Annotated in this window: 18 protein-coding genes, 1 riboswitch and 1 other annotated feature; all 18 genes read right to left on the bottom strand. The window is 33.6% G+C overall.

Features of this window, described 5'->3' with window-relative positions:
* Positions 1-62: 62 nt before the first annotated feature.
* A complete protein-coding gene (gene tig, locus NGI30_RS04275; RefSeq protein ID WP_251519997.1) occupies positions 63-1,373 on the bottom strand; it encodes a trigger factor in 1,311 nt (436 codons plus the stop codon).
* Between the two features lie 156 nt (positions 1,374-1,529).
* Positions 1,530-2,453 carry a hypothetical protein gene (locus NGI30_RS04270; RefSeq protein ID WP_251519994.1) on the bottom strand — a complete coding sequence of 308 codons (924 nt, stop codon included), beginning with the start codon at positions 2,451-2,453 and terminating at the stop codon, positions 1,530-1,532.
* A gap of 15 nt (positions 2,454-2,468) precedes the next feature.
* Positions 2,469-3,077 (bottom strand): NUDIX domain-containing protein, encoded by a 609-nt coding sequence (locus NGI30_RS04265; protein WP_251519991.1) that lies wholly within the window; start codon positions 3,075-3,077, stop codon positions 2,469-2,471.
* A gap of 190 nt (positions 3,078-3,267) precedes the next feature.
* The gene (rplT, locus tag NGI30_RS04260) at positions 3,268-3,624 is read right to left on the bottom strand and encodes a 50S ribosomal protein L20 (protein WP_251519988.1); all 357 of its coding nucleotides are present in this window, start codon (positions 3,622-3,624) and stop codon (positions 3,268-3,270) included.
* Positions 3,625-3,670: 46 nt separating this feature from the next.
* Positions 3,671-3,871, bottom strand: a complete 201-nt coding sequence (gene rpmI / locus NGI30_RS04255; RefSeq protein ID WP_251519985.1) for a 50S ribosomal protein L35 — start codon at positions 3,869-3,871, stop codon at positions 3,671-3,673.
* Positions 3,872-3,897: 26 nt separating this feature from the next.
* Complete coding sequence (gene infC / locus NGI30_RS04250) at positions 3,898-4,428, bottom strand: translation initiation factor IF-3 (RefSeq protein ID WP_251519982.1); 531 nt, start codon at positions 4,426-4,428, stop codon at positions 3,898-3,900.
* A 25-nt stretch (positions 4,429-4,453) separates the two neighbouring features.
* Positions 4,454-4,584 (bottom strand) — a sequence feature (ribosomal protein L20 leader region).
* Positions 4,585-4,640: 56 nt separating this feature from the next.
* Entirely contained in the window at positions 4,641-6,137 is a 1,497-nt protein-coding gene (locus tag NGI30_RS04245; protein WP_251519979.1) for an amino acid permease, read from the bottom strand.
* A gap of 178 nt (positions 6,138-6,315) precedes the next feature.
* Positions 6,316-6,488, bottom strand: a riboswitch (Lysine riboswitch).
* Between the two features lie 53 nt (positions 6,489-6,541).
* Positions 6,542-8,479, bottom strand: coding sequence for a threonine--tRNA ligase (thrS, locus tag NGI30_RS04240; protein ID WP_251519974.1), 1,938 nt, complete (start codon positions 8,477-8,479; stop codon positions 6,542-6,544).
* Between the two features lie 346 nt (positions 8,480-8,825).
* Positions 8,826-9,749, bottom strand: a complete 924-nt coding sequence (gene dnaI, locus NGI30_RS04235) for a primosomal protein DnaI (RefSeq protein ID WP_251942812.1) — start codon at positions 9,747-9,749, stop codon at positions 8,826-8,828.
* Positions 9,746-11,128, bottom strand: coding sequence for a replicative helicase loading/DNA remodeling protein DnaB (gene dnaB / locus NGI30_RS04230; RefSeq protein ID WP_251942810.1), 1,383 nt, complete (start codon positions 11,126-11,128; stop codon positions 9,746-9,748). Before dnaB ends, dnaI begins: the two co-directional genes overlap by 4 nt.
* On the bottom strand, positions 11,128-11,598 hold the full coding sequence (nrdR, locus tag NGI30_RS04225) for a transcriptional regulator NrdR (RefSeq protein ID WP_251519964.1): 471 nt from the start codon (positions 11,596-11,598) through the stop codon (positions 11,128-11,130). Before nrdR ends, dnaB begins: the two co-directional genes overlap by 1 nt.
* 316 nt (positions 11,599-11,914) lie before the next feature.
* Entirely contained in the window at positions 11,915-12,916 is a 1,002-nt protein-coding gene (gap, locus tag NGI30_RS04220; protein WP_251519961.1) for a type I glyceraldehyde-3-phosphate dehydrogenase, read from the bottom strand.
* Between the two features lie 303 nt (positions 12,917-13,219).
* On the bottom strand, positions 13,220-13,846 hold the full coding sequence (gene coaE / locus NGI30_RS04215) for a dephospho-CoA kinase (RefSeq protein ID WP_251519958.1): 627 nt from the start codon (positions 13,844-13,846) through the stop codon (positions 13,220-13,222).
* Between the two features lie 13 nt (positions 13,847-13,859).
* Complete coding sequence (gene mutM, locus NGI30_RS04210; protein WP_251519955.1) at positions 13,860-14,732, bottom strand: bifunctional DNA-formamidopyrimidine glycosylase/DNA-(apurinic or apyrimidinic site) lyase; 873 nt, start codon at positions 14,730-14,732, stop codon at positions 13,860-13,862.
* Between the two features lie 15 nt (positions 14,733-14,747).
* A complete protein-coding gene (gene polA / locus NGI30_RS04205) occupies positions 14,748-17,378 on the bottom strand; it encodes a DNA polymerase I (protein WP_251942808.1) in 2,631 nt (876 codons plus the stop codon).
* A gap of 180 nt (positions 17,379-17,558) precedes the next feature.
* The gene (pnpS, locus tag NGI30_RS04200) at positions 17,559-19,262 is read right to left on the bottom strand and encodes a two-component system histidine kinase PnpS (protein ID WP_251519949.1); all 1,704 of its coding nucleotides are present in this window, start codon (positions 19,260-19,262) and stop codon (positions 17,559-17,561) included.
* Positions 19,262-19,972, bottom strand: coding sequence for a response regulator transcription factor (locus tag NGI30_RS04195; RefSeq protein ID WP_251519946.1), 711 nt, complete (start codon positions 19,970-19,972; stop codon positions 19,262-19,264). Before NGI30_RS04195 ends, pnpS begins: the two co-directional genes overlap by 1 nt.
* Positions 19,973-20,494: 522 nt before the next feature.
* Positions 20,495-21,760 carry an NADP-dependent isocitrate dehydrogenase gene (icd, locus tag NGI30_RS04190; RefSeq protein ID WP_251942806.1) on the bottom strand — a complete coding sequence of 422 codons (1,266 nt, stop codon included), beginning with the start codon at positions 21,758-21,760 and terminating at the stop codon, positions 20,495-20,497.
* Positions 21,761-21,819 lie beyond the last annotated feature (59 nt).

Below are 21,819 nucleotides of genomic sequence, written 5' to 3'. Positions count from 1 at the left end.
CTCTATTTATATTAGACACACAAGTCTATTGTATAAAGCATTTCGCTCACATCGTGTGAATATTATTTTTCTGAATCATCTTTAGAAGGTTCAACTAACTTAGCGTTATCCACTAATGAGTCAATCACTTTTTGAATACGAACGTCGTTCTTAACGATGTCTGTATTACCTAATGTTTGTTTAATATCTTCAACTGAGATATTGAATTGTTCACTCATTTTTTCAAGTTCTTTATCAATATCTTCGTCTGATACTTCTACATCTTCAGCGTCAGCGATTGCAGTAAGCGTTAAATTCGTTTTAACACGTTCTTCTGCATCGTCTTTCATTTGTTCTCTTAATTGAGATTCGTCTTGACCTGAGATTTGGAAATAAGTTTCTAAGTTTAAACCTTGTTGTTGCATACGTTGACCAAACTCTTGTACCATGCGATCAACTTCTGTGTTAATCATTGCTTCTGGGATATCAACTTTTGCATTGTTTGTAGCTTTTGTAATTGCTTCTTCTTTTTGAGCATTTTCAGCTTCAGTTTCTTTTTGTTCAGCAAGACGTTTACGTAAATTTTCTTTATATTCATCAACAGAATTTGATTCTGAATCTAATTCATTTGCAACTTCATCAGTTAATTCTGGTACGTCTTTATATTTAATTTCGTTAACTTTTGTTTTGAAAGTAGCTTCTTTACCAGCTAATTCTTCAGCATGATATTCTTCAGGGAATGTTACATTTACATCTTTCTCTTCGCCTGTTTTCACGCCTACTAATTGTTCTTCGAATCCTGGGATAAATGAGCCAGAACCAATTTCTAAGTCGTAACCTTCAGCTTGTCCGCCTTCGAATTGTTCACCATCAACATAACCATCAAAGTCAATGTTTACTGTGTTTCCATCTTCTACAGCACCATCTTCTTTAACGACCATTTCAGCTAAGTGACCTAATTGGTGATCGATAGATTCTTGAACTTCTTCGTCAGTTAATTCTGAACTTTGTTTTTCAATTTCTAAACCTTTGTAGTCACCTAATTCAACTTCTGGTTCAACAACAACAGTTGCTTCAAATGTCATGTCTTGACCTTTTTCAATTGAAGTAACGTTTACTTCTGGTTGATCAACTGGTTTAATACCTGTTTCATCAATTGCTTCCCCATAAGCTTCTGGTAGTAAAATGTCTACAGCATCTTGATATAATGCTTCTACACCAAAACGTTGTTCGAAAATTTGACGAGGTACTTTCCCTTTACGGAAACCTGGCACGTTAATTTGTTTTACTACTTTTTTGAAAGCTTTGTCAATTGCTTGATCTACTTTTTCTGCAGGAACAGTAACTGATAATACTCCAGTGTTACCTTCCTTTTTTTCCCAAGTTGCTGTCATGTATAAAAACCTCCATGATTATCCTATTTTATTTTTTCAACTTCCCTATTATAGCATATGACCTTGTGCTACACAAACATGGCACTCACCCATACAAAGAATAGTTCGTTGAAATTTATTTTCAATATTTAATTTACCCTGAACTACATACTTTAATTATGATTGACTATCTAATTGTTCGAGATATTTAATTACAGGGTGTTGATCGTCACGCTTTTCTAAGTTAACCATTGACTTGAAATAATTTGTATATGCATATATCCAATCGTCTATAGATGCAATGCTTTCAACGTCAATAGGATAAAGGAGTATCGCGTGATTATTCATTAAATGGAGCGCCTCAGTAGTAATCGTCGCTACTTGATCTTCTAATCGACCAATTACATGAGGAATGATTTGTTCCTTGATCTTAGTGTGCTCTAGCCCTGTTAAATGATTGGGATTAACAGAGACCTTTTGCTTTAACTTTGTAATTTCAATTTCATTGTCATACTGAGCAAAGCGTAAATATTCTAACATAATACTTACTACATTGGGCGCTAAATCAGAATGGACTAAGATGTTAACAATTGTTTCTTTATAGTGGAATTCATTAAAATCTATAAGCATTAGGATTGTATTTATCTGTTCGCGTAATGATAGTTCATCAAATTGTTGAAGCAACTCTGAAGCGTGTTCGTTGTGTTTCTCTAATTCTCGTAACGCACGTTCTTTAATAGGATATAATTCCATACGTGTCTTGTGATTATGAACTTCATCTATAACCTGATTTATCACTTCTACCACTTCAAAGTATTGTCCTAAACCTTCTAAACTTTTAATATAATAAATCATTAAATCATCATATTTAGTGATGCCTTGCTTCAATAAAATGATAGCCTCTTCTCTTAATTCTAGGTAACTACCCATTTGGTACAATAATGCACATTTGAGTAATGACATTTGTTCATCTAATTCAAATTGTTGTTCATATTGTTCAAAAAGTTCATAAGTCTGATCAAATTTATCTTTGTTAAATGACTGTTTAATCTCCCTTATTAACTTATCTTGAGAACGGGGAAACGGAATAATGTCAGACATTCAAATACACCTCTATTATAACGCTTGTAATATTAATGAACTCCACGTTTCAAATTCATCATAGTTGTCAATTTTGTTTTGATCTACCCATTTAATTTTTAATGTGTCAGTTTCTTTAGCCTCTACATCTTTACTATTGACCTTAATTTTAAAAACGACACCTAAATGAACTTCTCCTACCTCATTCGTATCATCATTAATAAATCCAGTATACGTTAGATTTTGTGATTTTTGTTGTGAAAGGCCAACCTCTTCTTCTAATTCTCTTTGTGCATTTGTTCTTAGCACTTCATTTATAGAGTCTGCCCCTGGAACTTCATTCATATGTCCACCGACACCAATTGATGACTGGCCGTGAAGACGAGATTCACCTCCACCTGAGAGACGCTCATAAATCAATAACTCATCATGTTCATTTTCTAATAAACAATATGAAACGAGTTGTTTATAGGATGGATCTTCTTCCATATCACCTCTACGTTTAACTTCATATTGCTGTAACGTATCAAAAATTTCTTGACCCTGGGGTGAATTTTTATCTAAAAATCCATTAAATTGATTTTTTTCATCTGAAAATAAAATTGTTCTTGGAACAACTGTGATCATTTCATCAAATTTAGACATAAGTATCTCCTTCATATATGACTTCTTTGTTATTTTATCAAATGCAGTGTAGATATCAAAATATCATCACGCTTACACACGATTCTATATTTATTCCTGTGATTTATGTATGGAAATTTATAATAATAAAAAAGTGATAACTCCTACATATAATAGTAGAAATTATCACTTTGAAAATGTATCGTCTTTATTATTTTAATGCTTCTTTTGCTTTTGATACTAATTCAGCGAAAGCTTTTTCGTCTGAGATAGCAATTTCAGAAAGCATTTTACGGTTTACGTCGATTTCAGCTTTCTTTAAACCATTCATTAATCTTGAATAGCTCATGTCGTGTTGACGTGCTGCCGCATTAATACGTGTAATCCATAATTTACGGAAATCACGTTTTCTTTGACGGCGGTCACGGAATGAATATTGACCTGATTTCATTACTTGTTGTTTTGCTACTTTATATAATGTGCGTTTAGCACCGAAGTAACCTTTAGCTAATTTAATCGTCTTTTTACGACGAGCTCTTGTTACTGTTCCACCTTTAACTCGTGGCATAATAACTCCTCCTCAAAAATTATATTTCAATTGTTATATCGTTCGATTATTTTTTATAAGATAATAATTGTTTTACGCGTTTCATATCTGATTTGTGAACTAAAGCAGATTTACGTAATTGACGTTTTTGTTTAGTTTCTTTGTTTGCAAATAAGTGTGAAGTGAAAGCTCTAGAACGTTTTAATTTACCTGAACCAGTTCTTTTAACACGTTTAGCTGCTCCACGGTGTGTTTTCATTTTTGGCATGATTCATTTCCTCCTACTAATTTCGATTATTGTTTTTCGTTAATTGGACTTAACATGATAAACATTTGACGTCCATCCATTTTAGGTTTTTGTTCAACTGTAGCAATATCTTTCGTTTCATTTGCGAATTGCTCTAATACGCGTTGACCAATTTCCTTATGCGTAATCGCACGTCCTCTGAAACGGATTGAAACTTTACATTTGTCACCTTTAGTTAAGAACTTACGGCCGTTCTTCAACTTAGTTTGGAAATCATGTTCTTCAATCGTTGGACTTAAACGGATTTCTTTAACGTTAATCGTTTTTTGTTTCTTTTTCATTTCTTTTTCTTTCTTTTGTTGCTCAAATTTGTACTTACCGTAATCCATAATTTTAGCAACTGGTGGTTTAGCATTAGGAGCCATAATAACTACATCTAAACCTACGCGTTCTGCCATTTCTAACGCTTCATTTTTAGATTTAACTCCAATTTGCTCTCCATCTTGTCCAATAAGTCGTAATTCTTTTGCGCGAATCTTTTCGTTAACTTGAGTTTGATCTTTTGCTATGGTTGACACCTCCAACTTTTTTACGAAATTATCCCAAGCAAAAAGAGAGCGAGTATACAATATACCCGCCCTCTTTTACACATGATAATCGTACTCATGTACTATAGACCTGCCAACTGCATATGCGTCGCTACAGGTGAGAAGCGGGAGCCTCTACTTGGTTCGTTTCGTATTCAACATTGACCATGATAGCAACAATACACAATTAAGTCAAGACTATTTTATTTATTTTTTTCGAATTCTTCCATTTGGACATCTTGTCTTAAGTCAACTTTATCCAATGGTATCTTTTTCGTTTTATAACGTAGTTTATGATATAGGAAAAAGACTAAGAACACTGGTATACCCATATATGTGATAATAAATCGATTTAAATCAAAGTGCCCTGTTTTAATAAAGTCAACATCTTGTCCGATGATAACAATCACACATAATATCCCAGCAAATATTGGTCCAAATGGGAACAATGTGGCTCTATATTTCAGTTTAGATTTATCGTGTTTTTGTTTATCGAATGCTTTTCTGAAACGATAATGACTAATCGCAATACCGACCCAAGCTATAAATCCGGTCATTCCACTTGCTGCAACAATATATTGGTAAGCATCTCCACTTAAATGTTGTAGTACGAATATACCGATAACAAGTAGTCCTGTTACTAACAATGCGATATAAGGTACACCATTTTTATTTGTTTTTCCAAATGCTGAAAATGCTAGTTTATCTTTACTCATAGAATATAGCATACGCGTTGAAGCGTACATACCTGAGTTACCAGCAGATAATACCGAAGTTAAAATAACTGCGTTCATAAATGAGGCTGCGAATGCAAGGCCTGCATTTTTAAATACTAAAGTAAACGGTGAAGTTGCCACACTATCTTCTCCGCCCATCAACGCAGAACTGTCATAAGGAATTAACATACCGATGACGAAAATAGCTAAAATATAAAACAGTAAAATTCTCCAAAAGACTTGTTTAATTGCTTTTGGTACTGCACGTTCTGGGTTTTCAGATTCACCAGCTGTGATACCAATTAATTCAGTTCCTTGGAAAGAGAAGCCTGCAACTAAGAATACACCTAATATTGAAAGTAAACTACCATTTAATCCATCACCTAAAATCGGACCTTGACCTTTAGTAAATGTATCAAAGCCAACAAACTTACCACCCATGATACCTAATATCGTAAGTAAGCCGATGATGATAAATATAATCACGGTAACTACTTTAATTAATGCAAACCAATATTCACTTTCGCCGTACACTCTAACTGAAAGTGAGTTTAAACCGAAGATAATTACTAGGAATAAACAACTCCAAACCCATGCCGGGATAGCTGTCAATGGCGTCCAATATTCTATTACCTGTGCGGCTATCGTGACGTCTGCAGCCACCGTAATGACCCAGTTAAACCAGTAATTCCACCCTAATGCAAATCCTAGTGAGGGATCTACAAATCGTGTAGCATAAGTACTAAATGACCCCGAAACTGGAAGGTAAGTGGCCATTTCTCCTAACGAGGTCATCAGGAAGAACACCATTGCACCAATAATCGTATATGCAAGTAATGCCCCTAATGCACCTGCATCATGTATAGCGCCACCTGACGTCATAAATAAACCTGTACCAATACATCCACCTATTGCAATCATGGATATGTGGCGATCTTTTAAACCTCTTTGTACTCCATCATTTTGACTTTGTTGTTTTGCCATAAAAGCTTCCTTTCTTTAAACTTAGAGGCTAACTTTCTATAAGGTTAAATTTCATGAGTTGCTGAACGTAATACATACTAATATTTATAAAATTACGTTTTTGCTTCTATCATGTAAATCAATAACCCAGCATTAAAAGGGTGCATACCTTTTGATATGCACCCTTAACTCAAACACTTATATAGGTAGCACATCACATATGTGACAGTCCAGTTCCTTTCGGTAACTGACCCAACTCTTATTGTATATGGGCAATAAAAGCTTCGGCATTTTTACCTTTCATCAATCCAACATGTATCCCATATGATTTCTGGATAATTACTCCTTAAAAATGCAACCTCTAACTCAAATTTTTATTAATTTCACTGATTAACAATATACATTAAATAATTTATCTTTTCAAGTTATCTTTGTTTTTTCAAACGAATCTCATCAACCAAGTTCCAAATAAACTCATCTCTTTCCATTGTTTCTTGGTCTTGAGAGCCATACTTTCTAACGTTAACTTCTTTATTTTCAACTTCTTTATCCCCGACTACGATTTGGTATGGGATTTTGTGCATTTGAGCTTCTCTAATTTTGTATCCCATTTTCTCATTGCGGTCATCAATTTCAACTCTTACGCCTTGTGATTTAAGTTCATCTTGTAAAGAGCGCGCATAATCATAGTGTAAATCAACATTTACTGGAATGATTTCGACTTGCTTAGGCGCTAACCATGTAGGGAATGCACCTTTAGTCTCTTCAGTTAAGAAGGCAACAAAACGTTCCATTGTAGAAACGACACCACGGTGGATCACTACTGGACGATGTTGTTCTCCATCATTACCGATATATGTTAAATCAAATTTTTGCGGTAATAAGAAGTCCAACTGCGCTGTAGATAATGTCTCTTCTTTACCCATAGCAGTTTGTACTTGCACGTCTAATTTAGGACCGTAGAACGCTGCTTCGCCAATTGCTTCTTCATATTGTAAACCTAATTCATCAACCGCTTCTTTCAACATGCTTTCGGCTTTATTCCACATTTCATCGTCATCGAAATATTTCTCTTTATCTTCAGGATCGCGATAACTTAATCTGAATGAATAATCTTCGAAATTAAAGTCATTATATACATCAATAATTAAGTTTACGACGCGTTTAAATTCTTCTTTAATTTGATCTGGTCTTACAAAGATGTGTGCGTCATTTAGTGTCATCCCTCTTACACGTTGTAAACCAGAAACGGCACCACTCGCTTCATAACGATGCATTGTACCTAATTCAGCGATACGTATAGGTAATTCACGATAAGAATGCGGTTTATTAGCATAGACCATCATATGGTGAGGACAGTTCATTGGTCTTAATACCATTTCTTCGTTTTCATCTAATTTCATTGTAGGGAACATGTCATCTTGATAGTGATCCCAGTGGCCTGATGTTTTATAAAGATCAGCGTTTGCCATGATTGGTGTATACACATGGTCGTAACCCATTTCCACTTCTTTATCAACAATATAGCGTTCAATTTCTCGACGAATTGTCGCCCCGTTTGGTAACCATAATGGTAAACCTGCACCTACGAGTTGGTTATTTGTAAATAACTCTAAGTCTTTACCAATTTTACGATGGTCCCGTTCTTTACGCTCTTCTAACATTTGTAAATGTGCTTTTAAATCCTTTTTGTCGAAAAATGCTGTACCGTATATACGTTGCAACATTTTATTATCGTTATCTCCACGCCAGTAAGCACCTGCAGTAGATAGAAGTTTAAATTCTTTAATCTTCGCAGTAGTAGGTACATGGACACCTCTACATAAATCTGTAAATTCACCTTGAGAATACAACGTTACATTTTCGCCTTCAGGTATCGCATCGATTAATTCTAATTTATATGGGTCATCACTAAAGAATGATTTAGCTTCTTCTCTAGTTACCACTTTTCGTTCAATTGAATAATTTTCATTAACAATTTGTTTCATTGTCTTTTCAATTTTTTCGAAATCATCTGAAGAAATATTTTCGTCTGTATCAAAGTCGTAATAGAAACCACCTTCGATAACAGGACCGACACCAAATTTCACATCGCCGTATAATCTTTTTAATGCTTGAGCCATAAGATGTGCAGTAGAATGTCGTAATACTTCTAATGCTTCTTCACTACCAGGCGTCACGATTTCAAGTGCCCCATCTTCTTCAATCGGTCTTGTTAAATCAATCATTTGATCGTCTAATTTACCTGCGACTGCTTTTTTTCTTAAACCTGGACTAATTGAATGTGCAATTTCTTCAGTTGTTGTACCTTTATCAAACGCCTTTGAATTACCATCAGGAAATGTAATATTAATTTGATCCATGATATATCCTCCCTATTTTTGAAATTTAAATCGAAGTTGCACGTGATGTACCAATTAATTATGGTTGAAAATGAAAAAGACCCCATCCCAAAAGGGACGAGGTCTTCGCGGTACCACCCTAAATAAAAGCGACTAACTATAAGAAAGCCACTCTACTCTACTTAAGATAACGGTCTTGAGCCGGATGTTCATTACAACATCATTGACAAAGTAGTAATGTATAAATGAACTTGCCAAATTCTCATCTTCTTTGACTCTCTGTAAAGTTCTAGTTTATACATCATGTCTTTGTTTCGTTTCACTTCGATTTAGATTTAATTATATTATACATCATTTGTTATAATTTTCAATCGTTCCGGTAATTTTCGCCTTCTAAGAAATATGGTTTTGCTAATGTTTTAATGCGCTCCATAATTCTCGCCGCTTTGGTTTTATCAGTACCAGCACGAGAGACCGATAAATGAAACTCTAATTCTTCAAAACTTAAATTTGAACTGAAGAATGTTGGAAGTTCTTGAACCATACGATAATGGAGAAGCGGTCCTAAAACCTCATCTCTTACCCACGGTGTAATCTCTTCTGCTCCGATATCATCGAGCATTAAGATATTTGATTCTCGAACTTTCTGCAAGTTTTTTTCAAAACTACCATCTTTAAATCCGCCTTTTAACGTTCGTATAAACTCAGGTGTATATATAATTGTTGAAGGAATCTTTTTAGACTTTAATTGGTTTGCCATGGCACCTAAAATAAACGATTTACCTGTACCAAAAGGTCCATATAAATATAAACCTTTCACAGAATCGTCTTGATCAACTAACTTTCGACAAATTTCATGTGCTTCTTTAGCAATATTAAGTCTGCCTCTACCTTTTAAATAAATATCATCGAGCTTTGCATTTAAAGTATCTCGTTGCATATGATGTGAGGTGATTAAGCTAGCGTTAAACTTCTCTTCATCATGCTTCACTTTACAAGGGCATTGTAAGTAGCGAATTTTGATTCTGTTTTGATCGACATATAGCTCGGGAACATGCCCCTGTACAAAGTTTGGACAATCTTCAAATCGGTGGCCGTCATACACTTTTTGTTGGTCTTTGTATTCTTGCAAAATATTTAAATCTTCATCTATCATTGCGTTTGTTATTTCAGCTTGGTGTTCTTGAAGAAATGCTTTGACATCGGGATTATTGACGACGTTCTTTTTAATTTTTTCAATGCGGTTTGTTAAAGCCTTTGAATCACCCATGATTTGGTTGAAAGATTTCATTCATCACCCTCCTTCCATGTTTCCTTTAATTCTTTAAGAAATGTTTCTTTATCTCGTTCAAAGTCTTCATCAACGGTATCTTTATTTTGATATTGTGGGTTATCTCGTTCTTCTAACCATTTTGGTGTCATTTCTCTTGAAGGTAATTGTTGTTGACGATAAGTTGCTTTTCCTTTTTCATTTGATGATTGATTTGTTTTCGGTTGGTTTACCTTTTTAGCATGTTCATATGCTTGTTTCGCCGTTTTGATGCCTAATTTTTTCCAGTTAGATGCTACCTCAAAAATATAAGACTTCGGAAGTTTCATATCTTCCTTTAACATGACAAACTGAAGTAATATGTTAATCACACCAAATGGCAACTTTTCGCGTTCTATTAATTCTTCGACCATCAGTTTCTGTTTAAAAGTTGGTTCAGACTCTGACCATGACACAAGCATATCTATAGGACTCGTCGTTTCTAACTGTTCTAACCAATCATCTGCTTTACTCTCTTGAGTTGTGACATCTGTCGATTGTGAAATGGACACTTTGTTGTCATTTTCTTTGACTTGTAACGATGGATATTGTTGTTCATGTTCTATTAAATAGTATGACCTAGCTTGCTTTCTTAATTCTTCAAATGACAACTCTTGTGCACTCGTGATAGATTTTAAAATAATCCGTTTCATAGCTTCTGGCGTTAACCCATATAAAGTTGCAAGTTGAATAATTAAGGCCTTCGCATCTTGCGTTATAATTTGTTTGCTGACAAAGTGAGATTCCAACAAGTCATATAATAGTTCAAAGTCAAATTTAATTTCTGACAAATCTACTCCATCATATGTTTCTTCACCTTGAATATGTTGCGTATCTTCATTAACAGAATGACGCGGTACTTTAAACACATCCGTAAACTTACGAGTAATATTTTGATATTGAGCTAAATTGACGTCATCATGCGTTTCGAAGTATTGCTTTAACTGTAAATAACGCTGTTTACTCACTTCACTAAATAAATAAACAGATAACATCGGATCATTAAAAAATTGTTTAGCAGACGGAGGTTGAACGAGTTTATAAACAAAAGATGAAAGTTGTTCATCATGTTTTGCATAAGATTGAACAAGTCCGATAGCTTCCAATAAATCCATACTTTTACGAAAGTCTATTAAATTAATTTTAAGCTCACTCATTATAATATAATGCGTTAATACATCAGAAGATTGCTGAGCTACGAATTGATTGAGATAATGATAAACACCTATCGCATTTGGGCCAGTTAAAGGGGTGAACAGACGATTTAATATATCCAAATGATGTTGAGTTAAATCAAAATGTCTTATGACCGTAAAGTTATCATGTGGTCTTAATCCAAAGTCTTCTGATTGTAAACCCATTAATCATCACTCCGTTTATCCTCTGAAAGAATACCTTGCATGGATTGTAATAACTGATCCACGTCTTTAAATTCTTTATATACAGAGGCAAATCTAACATAAGAAACTTGATCCACTTCCATCAATAAATCCATCACATAATTCCCTATATCTCTAGATGAAATTTCTGCTTGCCCTGCATCTCTTAATTGCCATTCAACTTTATCAGTTATTTCTTCTAATTTTTGATAGCGCACGGGTCTTTTTTCACATGAACGCACAAGACCATTTAATATTTTCTCTCTTAAAAATTGTTCGCGTGTGCCATCTTTTTTCACGACGATCAATGGTCTTTTCTCTATATGTTCAAACGTTGTAAAACGCGTTTCACATGTTTCACATTCTCTTCTGCGTCGAATCGCATTCACTTCATCCGCATGTCTAGAGTCCACAACACGAGAATGCGTCGAATTACATTTCGGGCACTTCACCGAATTATCACCCTCTCAATTTGATTAACTTACATTATACTATAAATGTCTATGACACAAAAGAATGACTATTTGTGATTAATATTCAAAAGTTATTCACTCCATAGAGTGAAACTATTTAAACTTTAAAGGTTATCATTTTAATATTTTTACCATACATATGGTGAGACATTTGTTATAACATCAGTAAACTTAATGCTAAAAATAATTTAATATATGAAAAAAGCAATTTCTATATTATTTCAATAGAAATTGCTTTTTACCTGTTTGAGTACATTATGTTTCAAATATCTTTATGTTTAAGAAAACATTCATTTTATTTAATTAATTCACCAATTTGTTGCGCAACTTCAACTACTCTATTTGAGTAACCCCATTCATTATCGTACCAAGCAATAACTTTAACTTTATTATCTTCCATCACCATTGTACTTTGTGTATCGATGATAGCTGAGTATGGATTTGTATTGAAGTCCATTGAAACTAATGGTGCATCTTCAGTTGAAATTACGTCACCAAGATCGTTATCTTTAAATGCTTGGTTAACTTCTTCAACAGTAACATTTTTATCTAAATCTACAACAAGATCTACTAAAGAAACATTTTTAGTAGGAACTCTTAATGCCATACCGTGTAATTTACCTTCTAATTCAGGTAACACTTCTTTGAGCGCTTTAGCTGCACCAGTAGATGTTGGAATAATACTTTCATTACATGAACGTGCACGACGTAAATCTTTATGTGGGTTATCAATATTGTTCTGATCATTTGTAATTGCATGAACTGTAGTCATTAATCCATTTTGAATGCCAAATTGATCATTTAATACTTTAGCAACGGGACCAATACAATTTGTAGTACATGATGCGTTACTGAAGATATCATAAGTTTCAGTATCTAATTGGTCATTATTTACGCCTTTAACAACCATTTGAACTTTACCGCCTTTAGAAGGGCCTGTAAGTAATACTTTCTTCGCACCTGCTTTAACATGTGCATCGGCTTTATCACCATGGTTAAATTTACCTGTTGCTTCGATAACTAAATCAACATTTAGTTCATCCCAAGGTAATTTTTCAGGATCTCTTTCAGAAATTAACTTAATTTGTTGATCTCCTACTTTAATACCATCTTCAGTTGGTTCAGCAGTTAAATCAAATTTTCCGTGTGTAGTATCAAAGTTAATAAGATGAGCAATTGTTTCTGGAGGATAGCTCGCGTTGATTGCTACTAAATTTAAATCATCCTTTTTTAAAGCGATGCGTAGCACCATACGTCCGATTCTTCCCATCCCATTAATTGCAATATTTGTCGCCATTGATAGCACTCCTCGTTTATGTGTTATACTTTACAAAAAATAGTATAGCATAAAATAATACATTTTAGAAAGCGTTTTCTTATTAAAATAAAATTTTTCATTTCACTTTTCTGTCGGGATTTATATTGATTTTTAAAAAATTATATGCATTGCTATAAGAAGCTTAAAATTACTCCTTATTTTAAATTAGTATGACATATTCAAAGCAATTTATACCGTTTCACCTTTAAAATAAAAAAAGCGAGACAACGAAATCTACGACTAAACTATAGATTTCTGTCTCGCTCATTAAAATTATTAAAGTTATACTGATTCATTATCTTCTTCAGAAGATTGTAAATATCCTTGTTCTACTAATAGACGTTCTAAATTTTGTTTTAATTCTAATTTTGAATCTCTGTTATCGATAACGTGATCAGCCATACGACGCTTTTTATCAATAGACATTTGACTATAGACCCTTGCTTTTGCATCTTCCATTGATAAATCATTGCGTTCCATTAAACGATCTATTTGAATACTCTCTGAAGTATAAACTAACCATACTTCATCAACAGTATTTTGTAAGTCATTTTCGAATAATAATGGGATATCCATAATAACATCTTGACCAGCATCTAAATATTGTTGTTTTTCACGTTCCATGATTTCGCGAACAATTGGATGTACAATTTCATTTAATTCCAATCGTTTTTCTGGTTGGTTAAATACAATGTCACCTACATATGCACGATTCATATTGCCATCTTCATCAATGGCTTCGTCTCCAAACTTTTCTTTAACTTGATTAAGTCCAGGGGACCCTTTTTCCACTGCTTGACGCGAAGCTGTATCAGCATCTACTATTTTAAAACCATGAATTTCTAATAATTCGGCTACTGTTGATTTGCCAGTAGCAATTCCCCCTGTTAAGCCTATAACTTTTGGCATGACTCATCTCTCCTTAATTCTGGCAATGAGGGCAAAAATGACTATTTCGTCCCCCTATTACCGCTGTTTCTATTTCATTACCACATACTTTACAGTATTTTTGTTTATATACGTTCAAATGTAATTGCATTGTCCCTTTACTACCATCTGCATGAAGGTAATCGGAAATGCTTGTACCTCCACTATCTATACCCGCTTGAAGTACTTCACGAACATAATAAAAAAGCATTTCTCGTTGTTGATGATTTAAATCATTAGGTAGGGTCGCAGGATGAATACCTGCACGGAATAATGCCTCACAAGCATATATATTACCACAACCTGCAATGACGCGGTGGTCAAGAATCATTTGTTTAATAGGTTTATTTTGATAATAGGACTTGTCGTAACAAGCCATGTAATGTGGCAGTGCTTCTTCATCAAATGGTTCAGGTGCTATTTCTAAAAATGATGGATACGCATCAAATGAAGGTAAATTGCGTATTTCTCCAAATCGTCTTATATCTGAATATACTAATAGTTTATGATTATCTAATTGAAAAATGACATGCCAGTGTTTACGATAATTCGCATTTCCAATATCCTCTAGCTCATCAACAACAAAGAAACCACCTGCCATGCCTAAATGGCTTAGCAATATTCTCTGATCGCCATCTTTTTCTAAATAAAAGACAATATATTTACTTCTTCTTTCTATATCAGTAATGATATATTGTTCGGTAAACGTTTTAAACGTATCCAATTCTAAACCTTTAATAATCGTCTCTTTATTTGCAGCTTTACCTTCTTGCACTTTATCAGAGTAAGTAATAGACTCTATTTTTTGACCTTTGGCAAAAGGCTTAATGCCTCTTTTAACATGTTCTACTTCTGGTAATTCAGGCATATATTGACCTACTTTCTATTTTGCATCGTACCACGTTTGTCCATAGCTTGATTCTACTTTGAGTGGGACATCTAATTTTAAAGCATTATCCATAATTTCTTCAATAAATGGTTCGAATGATTCGACCTCATCTTTAGGAATTTCGAAAATTAATTCGTCATGAACTTGCAATAATAATTTAGCATTAAAATCTGTTTTCTCAATTTCACGATCAAAGTTCACCATGGCTAATTTAATAATATCTGCAGCGCTACCTTGAATTGGTGTGTTCATTGCAGTTCTTTCCGCAAAACTTCTTAAATTAAAGTTTCGACTTGTAATATCTGGAATATAACGACGTCGATGAAGCAATGTTTCTACAAAGCCTTGTGCTTTACAGTCTTTTACGACATCTTCCATATATTGTTTAACGCCTGGGAAACTATCTAAATAATCATCTATAAATTTTTTAGCTGCTTTACGCGTAATGCCTAAACTTTGACTTAAACCATAATCACTAATTCCGTAAACTATACCGAAGTTTACAGCTTTTGCTTGTCTACGCATATTTGAATCAATTTCATCAGCGTCAACGCCAAATACTTTCATTGCCGTAGCCGTATGAATATCTTCATCATTTATGAATGCTTTCTTCATGCTTTCATCTTGGGTAATATGCGCTAATACGCGTAATTCAATTTGTGAATAGTCCGCTGAGAAAATTACATTATTTTTATCTGTTGATTTGAATGCTTTTCTAATTTTTCTACCTTCTTCTAGACGAACTGGAATGTTTTGTAAATTTGGATCGATTGATGATAATCTTCCCGTTTGTGCTAACGTCTGGTTAAAGCGTGTGTGTATGCGTTGATCATCACTAATTACTTTCTGTAACCCTTCTACATACGTAGATTGTAACTTTGATAGTTGACGATATTCTAAGATGTGATCAATGATTGGATGTTCACCTTGTAATTGTTCTAGCACATCTACTGCCGTAGAATATCCAGTTTTGGTCTTTTTAATTACTGGTAGTTTTAAAGTTTCAAATAACACGACACCTAATTGTTTTGGTGAGTTAATATTAAATGATTCACCTGCTGCTTCGTATATATTATCAATTAAGACGTCTAATTTACTTTGGATTTCTTGTTCCATTTGTTTCAAATCATCAACATCAGTGTAAATACCAATCTCTTCCATTTTGCTTAAAATGCGAGCCAATGGTAACTCTAAATCATTAAGTAAATCAGTTTGGTTGTATTCTTCTAATTGTTGTTCCATATATTTTTGAGATTCAGATATTGCCTCAGTAATCGTAGCAATGTGATAATTTAATGTCTCATCTTCTGGAACTTGACGCTTCTTACCTTTACCGTAAATCGAGACAGTGGATTGCACGTAATGTTGACCGAAATGTGTTACTACTGAGTGCACATCATCGATACTTCGAGATGGATCAATAATATAACTCGCCAACATAATATCAAATTGAATATTTTTCACGTCAATCTCTAAGCGGTGTGCTGCCACATAAGTTTTCTTCGCATCATAAACGATTTTTTCAGTTTTATCACTTTCTAACCATTGAACTAATTGAGGGTACTCATTAATTTGTTTTGCATCGATAACGTAATGATTTGTACCATCGAACAGTCCGAATTTTAAAATGTCTTCTTTTAAATAGTTGATACCGTCAATTTCAAAATGTATCGCGGCAGAAGTTAGCTTATTAAAATCTACGTCATTAAACTCAGTTATAACGCTAATTTCCTTTGCTTCTGTGTCTTGCGTTTCACTTTGTGCATCCATTTGATCTAACAACTGTTTGAATTCTAATTTCTTGAATAATTCAATCTTGTCATTTGTATCTGGTTCGACCGGTAATTTTGTATCCGCTAATGATACTTCAACTGGACTTTCTACATTAATGGTTGCAAGCTCTTTACTCATTAACGCATCATCTTTACTATTGGCTAATTTCTCTTTTAGTTTTTTACCTGATACATCATCAATATTGTCATAGACATTTTCTACAGTTGAAAATTGCTTTAATAATTTAATAGCGGTCTTTTCACCTACACCAGCAACACCTGGTATGTTATCTGAAGTGTCTCCCATTAAACCTTTCATATCAATAATTTGTTTCGGTTCTAACCCATCATATTTTTCAGCGATAAATTGAGGCGTATAGTGATCGACATCAGTCACACCTTTTTTAGTGTAATAAATCGTTACATTACCTGTAGCAAGTTGCGTTAAATCTCGATCGCCCGTAATAATGATCGTCTCAAAATTTTCATTACTTGCCTTTGTACTTAATGTACCGATGATGTCATCAGCTTCGTAATTTTCTAATTCATAACGCTTAATTTGATATGCATCTAATAATTGGCGCACATATGGGAATTGCTCACTTAACTCTGGTGGCGTCTTTTGACGTCCGCCTTTGTATTCACCATACGTTTCATGTCTAAAAGTAGTTTTACCAGCATCGAATGCCACTAAGAAATGTGTAGGCTGTTCTTCTTTTAAAATTTTTTCAAGCAACATTGCAAAACCGTATATTGCATTTGTATGAATGCCAGCTTTATTTTGTAGCAGTGGTAATGCATAAAATGCTCTAAAGCTTAAACTATTACCATCAATTAAGACTAATTTATTCACTATAATTAACCTCCAACACATATTTATCTTATATTTTATCATATATAATCCTTGAACACTTGTAGAGTTCATTGAATCTATCTATAAACGTTACTCATATTCTTCTCATGAAAGATTTATAATAAAAAGGCTGAAACATTAAAATGTTCCAGCCTTTTCTTATGTTAATTTGTAGTTAGTCTAATCTTCGTTTTCAAAGAAAGTCACTCTGAATGTAGAACCTTCATTTGGCACACTATAAACATTTATTCGGCCATTATGCGCCTCCATAATATGTTTTGTTATTGATAATCCTAACCCTGTGCCACCTGAATCTCGACTTCTCGCTTTATCAACACGATAAAAGCGTTCGAAGATGTGGTTCTGATCTTCTTCACTAATACCAATACCAAAGTCCTCAACTTCCAACATGCGTTTGTTACCTTCTTTAAAGACTCTGACGATGACTTCGCTACCTGTTTTAGAATAACTAATAGCATTTGATAATAAGTTTACAGCAACTTGAGAAACTTTGTCTTTATTTGCATCTATTACAATATCAGGATGAATTTGATTTATTATCGAAATATCTTTTTCTTCTGCGATTGTATACATATTTTCGATTGTTGACTCAGCTATATCTGACAAACTAATTAAATCTGTTTCAATTTCAGTTTGTTGTTCAATATGTGAAAGATCTAGTAAATCAAATACTAAAGTTTCTATTCGATCCGATTCTTTGGAGATAATTTTTAAGAAATCTGTCAGCGTTTGTTCATCATTTTTAGCGCCATCAAGTAAAGTTTCAGCAAAACCTTTAATCGAAGTAATCGGTGTTTTCAACTCATGAGATACATTTGCTACGAATTCTCGACGTAAATTTTCTAATTTCTTTAAGTTAGTAATATCGTGTAGTACGACAACCATACCATATAAATTTTTTCGTGATTTAGATAAAATCGGCACGCATGCCGCGTCAAAGTATTTTTCATGAACTTGATCAATCTTCAATTCAATTTGATCATAAATAGGTTTTTCAACTTTAAATGTCTCTGAAATTAACTTTTGTATCTTAGGGTTGATAAAATCATTATAGTTTTTATTTTCCACCGTTGCTTCCGGTGTAAATACTTCATAATATGATTTGTTAGCGACTACAACTTCTCCATAACGATCAATCATTAATATCGAACTTGGAATATTTTCAACCGTCGTCTTCAATCGATTAGACTGTAACTTTTGTTTATGGTTTAACGTTTGTAATTTACGTGCTAATTCATTCGTTGTAACAAAAAGTTCGCGTGTTTCTTTAACATTACTTTCAGGTACACGGACATGATAGTACCCTTCAGTTAATAAATTAGTCGCATAAGTTACTTCGTTGATTGGACGTATATAAGTTCGGTTTATACTACGTACCACAAAGAAAATAATAAATAATACAAATATGCCAATCAAACCTGTATACTTCCAAACCTGAATTTGTAAAGCTAAAATATTATTATTAACTCCTGTGATTAAAACATCGTAATGGTTAATAGGTGTTTTATAAGTATATCGATTGTCATCATCTACCTTATCGTAGATTAAATTCGAAGGATTTGCTGCATTATTAATATGCTCATTGATAGGTAATCCTTGTTTTGTGGAAAAAATTTCATTGTCTTCGTTTTTTTGCTTTATTACTACAGTGAGTCGCTTATTTTTTGCAACATCTTGAATTTCGCGTTGTTTGTCATGGTCATATAAACTTGCAAAATGCTTTGCTTGATGTTCTAAATCACCTTGTTGACTCATTGTCACCGTATCATATATCACATGAGATATAATACCGCCTAGAGCAATAAAGCTCAAAATGACAATTGTACATAATAATAGTAAGAGTCGTTGGTGAAACTTGAGCATTAGGCTTTAGGTCTTTCCAACTTATATCCTAAACCTCTCACAGTTTTTATAAGTTTTGGTTGTTTAGGATTTTCTTCTAATTTATCTCTTAAATGACTAATATGTACATCCACAATTCGTGAATCTCCTGCGAACTCATAGTTCCAAACTGAGTTCAACATATGTTCTCGTGTTATTACTCTTCCTTGTCTTTCAATTAGATAAAGTAATAACTCAAATTCCTTCGGCGTTAATTCTAATAATTCTTCGTCTCGATATACTTCGAAGTATTCAGGACGTATACGAATCGAGCCAATAATAATATCTGCTTCATCACTTTCAACGGTTTTAGCTTCATTGATCATCGCAGAACGTCTTAGTATTGCCTTGACTCTTGCCACAACTTCTCTTGGAGAAAACGGTTTAGTCATATAATCGTCTGCACCGAGCTCAAGACCTAGAACCCTGTCAAACTCATCATCTTTTGCTGTAAGCATTAAAATTGGAACTAAGTTCTTATCTGATCTAATTGTTTTACAAACTTCAATTCCATCTTTTTTAGGTAGCATAACATCCAGTACGACAAGTTCTGGATTAGATGTATTTACTTTATCTAAAGCTTCTTCCCCATCATATGCTACATCAACTATGTATCCTGCTTGTTCTAAATTATATTTTAACAAGGTTACAATTGACTGCTCATCATCTACTACAAGTACTTTCTGTGACATAGTGTACCTCCATATTTGTGGTTTACGAATACAGTATAACTCAAATTTTAATAAAAATAACATAATTTATAACGATTTTACATAATCTTAATACTTCCAACAACTTTTTATGTTTATTGAGTATTTATAAATAAAATGTAATTTTACTTCGAATTAATTTGAGTTTACTTAGCTATATTGCACTACATATCTACAAAACAATCATTTAATGATATCTTAACATTGATTACTTAGAATAACCAAACCTATACACTACACAATATTATTTAACCCTTTTCACTTTTGCTATATATACTTCTAACCAAAGTATTGTAACAATTAATAATATTAGTATATCTATTTTAAAAAATAATCTGAACCTTAAAGGTAACAACCACTAAATCAATATCCTTTGTATCTTAAATCAAAAAGAAAAGAGCCTGAGACAAAAATAGGTGTCTCAGACTCTTTATCTCATGGTCGGAGCAATTTATATCTCAGACCTTCAGTTTAATAACTTAATATATTTGGTAACCGTATCTATTATAGGTTTTTAATTAATTCATCAGCAAACTCTGAAGTTTTAACTTCTTTCGCACCATCCATTAAGCGGGCAAAGTCATAAGTTACAACTTTAGAAGCAATTGTTTTTTCAATTGAAGCTGTAATCTTATCAGCTGCTTCTTGCCAACCTAAATGTTCTAACATTAAAGTAGCACTTAATAATTCTGATGAAGGGTTAACTTTATCTAAATCAGCATATTTTGGAGCTGTACCGTGTGTTGCTTCGAAAATAGCGTGACCAGTTTCATAGTTAATGTTAGCACCTGGAGCAATTCCGATACCGCCAACTTGTGCAGCTAATGCATCTGATACATAGTCACCGTTTAAGTTCATTGTAGCAACTACATCGTGGTCAGCTGGTCTAGTTAAGATTTGTTGTAAGAAGATATCAGCGATTGAATCTTTGATAATGATCTTACCTTCTTTTTCAGCTTGCTCTTGTACTTCGTTTGCTTTGTCTTTACCTTCTTCTTCAACAATTTTGTCATATTGTTGCCAAGTGAAGACTTTGTCGCCGAATTCGTTTTGAGCTAAATCGTAGCCCCATTGTTTGAATGCACCTTCAGTGAATTTCATGATGTTACCTTTGTGTACTAAAGTAACTGATTTACGGTTATTATCAATTGCATATTGAATAGCCGCACGTACTAAACGTTCAGTTCCTTCTTTAGATACTGGTTTCACACCAATACCTGAAGTTTCTGGGAATCTAATATTAGTAGCACCCATTTCATTTTGTAAGAAATCAATTAATTTCTTAGCTTCTGGAGTACCTTCTTTAAATTCGATACCAGCATAAATATCTTCTGTATTTTCACGGAAAATAACCATATCAGTATCTTCTGGACGTTTAACTGGAGAAGGTACGCCTTGGAACCAACGTACTGGGCGTAAGCAAGTAAATAAATCTAACTCTTGACGTAAAGCAACGTTTAATGAACGAATACCGCCACCGATTGGAGTTGTTAAAGGTCCTTTGATTGCGATTAAGTACTCTTCAATCGTATCAAGTGTTTCTTTTGGTAACCATTCGCCAGTTTCATCGTAAGCTTTTTGACCAGCTAATACTTCTTTCCATTCGATTTTCTTTTCACCGTTATAAGCTTTTTCAACAGCTGCATCAATAACACGACTTGCTGCTTTCCAAATATCTGGTCCGATTCCGTCACCGATAATAAATGGAATAATTGGATTATTTGGTACTGTTAAACCTTCATTTGTTTTTGTAACTTTTTCACCTGACATGTAAATAACCTCCGTGTTTAAATTTCTTATATTAACTATTGAATCAATAATTTAACGCT

The sequence above is a fragment of the Staphylococcus sp. Marseille-Q5304 genome (assembly GCF_943737015.1).
GTDB lineage: Bacteria > Bacillota > Bacilli > Staphylococcales > Staphylococcaceae > Staphylococcus > Staphylococcus hsinchuensis.
The sequence above is the reverse complement of the archived record's forward strand: the minus strand, read 5'-3'. Positions and strand labels throughout refer to the sequence as shown.

What these genes read in the sequence shown, in the direction of transcription:
- rplT (WP_251519988.1), bottom strand. Translation starts at nt 3,624, where the DNA reads ATGCCACGAGTTAAAGGTGGAACAGTAACAAGAGCTCGTCGTAAAAAG.
- pnpS (WP_251519949.1), bottom strand. Translation starts at nt 19,262, where the DNA reads ATGCTCAAGTTTCACCAACGACTCTTACTATTATTATGTACAATTGTC.
- NGI30_RS04265 (WP_251519991.1), bottom strand. Translation starts at nt 3,077, where the DNA reads ATGTCTAAATTTGATGAAATGATCACAGTTGTTCCAAGAACAATTTTA.
- gap (WP_251519961.1), bottom strand. Translation starts at nt 12,916, where the DNA reads ATGGCGACAAATATTGCAATTAATGGGATGGGAAGAATCGGACGTATG.
- NGI30_RS04270 (WP_251519994.1), bottom strand. Translation starts at nt 2,453, where the DNA reads ATGTCTGACATTATTCCGTTTCCCCGTTCTCAAGATAAGTTAATAAGG.
- rpmI (WP_251519985.1), bottom strand. Translation starts at nt 3,871, where the DNA reads ATGCCAAAAATGAAAACACACCGTGGAGCAGCTAAACGTGTTAAAAGA.
- NGI30_RS04245 (WP_251519979.1), bottom strand. Translation starts at nt 6,137, where the DNA reads ATGGCAAAACAACAAAGTCAAAATGATGGAGTACAAAGAGGTTTAAAA.
- dnaB (WP_251942810.1), bottom strand. Translation starts at nt 11,128, where the DNA reads ATGGGTTTACAATCAGAAGACTTTGGATTAAGACCACATGATAACTTT.
- tig (WP_251519997.1), bottom strand. Translation starts at nt 1,373, where the DNA reads ATGACAGCAACTTGGGAAAAAAAGGAAGGTAACACTGGAGTATTATCA.
- icd (WP_251942806.1), bottom strand. Translation starts at nt 21,760, where the DNA reads ATGTCAGGTGAAAAAGTTACAAAAACAAATGAAGGTTTAACAGTACCA.
- NGI30_RS04195 (WP_251519946.1), bottom strand. Translation starts at nt 19,972, where the DNA reads ATGTCACAGAAAGTACTTGTAGTAGATGATGAGCAGTCAATTGTAACC.
- thrS (WP_251519974.1), bottom strand. Translation starts at nt 8,479, where the DNA reads ATGGATCAAATTAATATTACATTTCCTGATGGTAATTCAAAGGCGTTT.
- dnaI (WP_251942812.1), bottom strand. Translation starts at nt 9,749, where the DNA reads ATGAAATCTTTCAACCAAATCATGGGTGATTCAAAGGCTTTAACAAAC.
- coaE (WP_251519958.1), bottom strand. Translation starts at nt 13,846, where the DNA reads ATGCCAAAAGTTATAGGCTTAACAGGGGGAATTGCTACTGGCAAATCA.
- mutM (WP_251519955.1), bottom strand. Translation starts at nt 14,732, where the DNA reads ATGCCTGAATTACCAGAAGTAGAACATGTTAAAAGAGGCATTAAGCCT.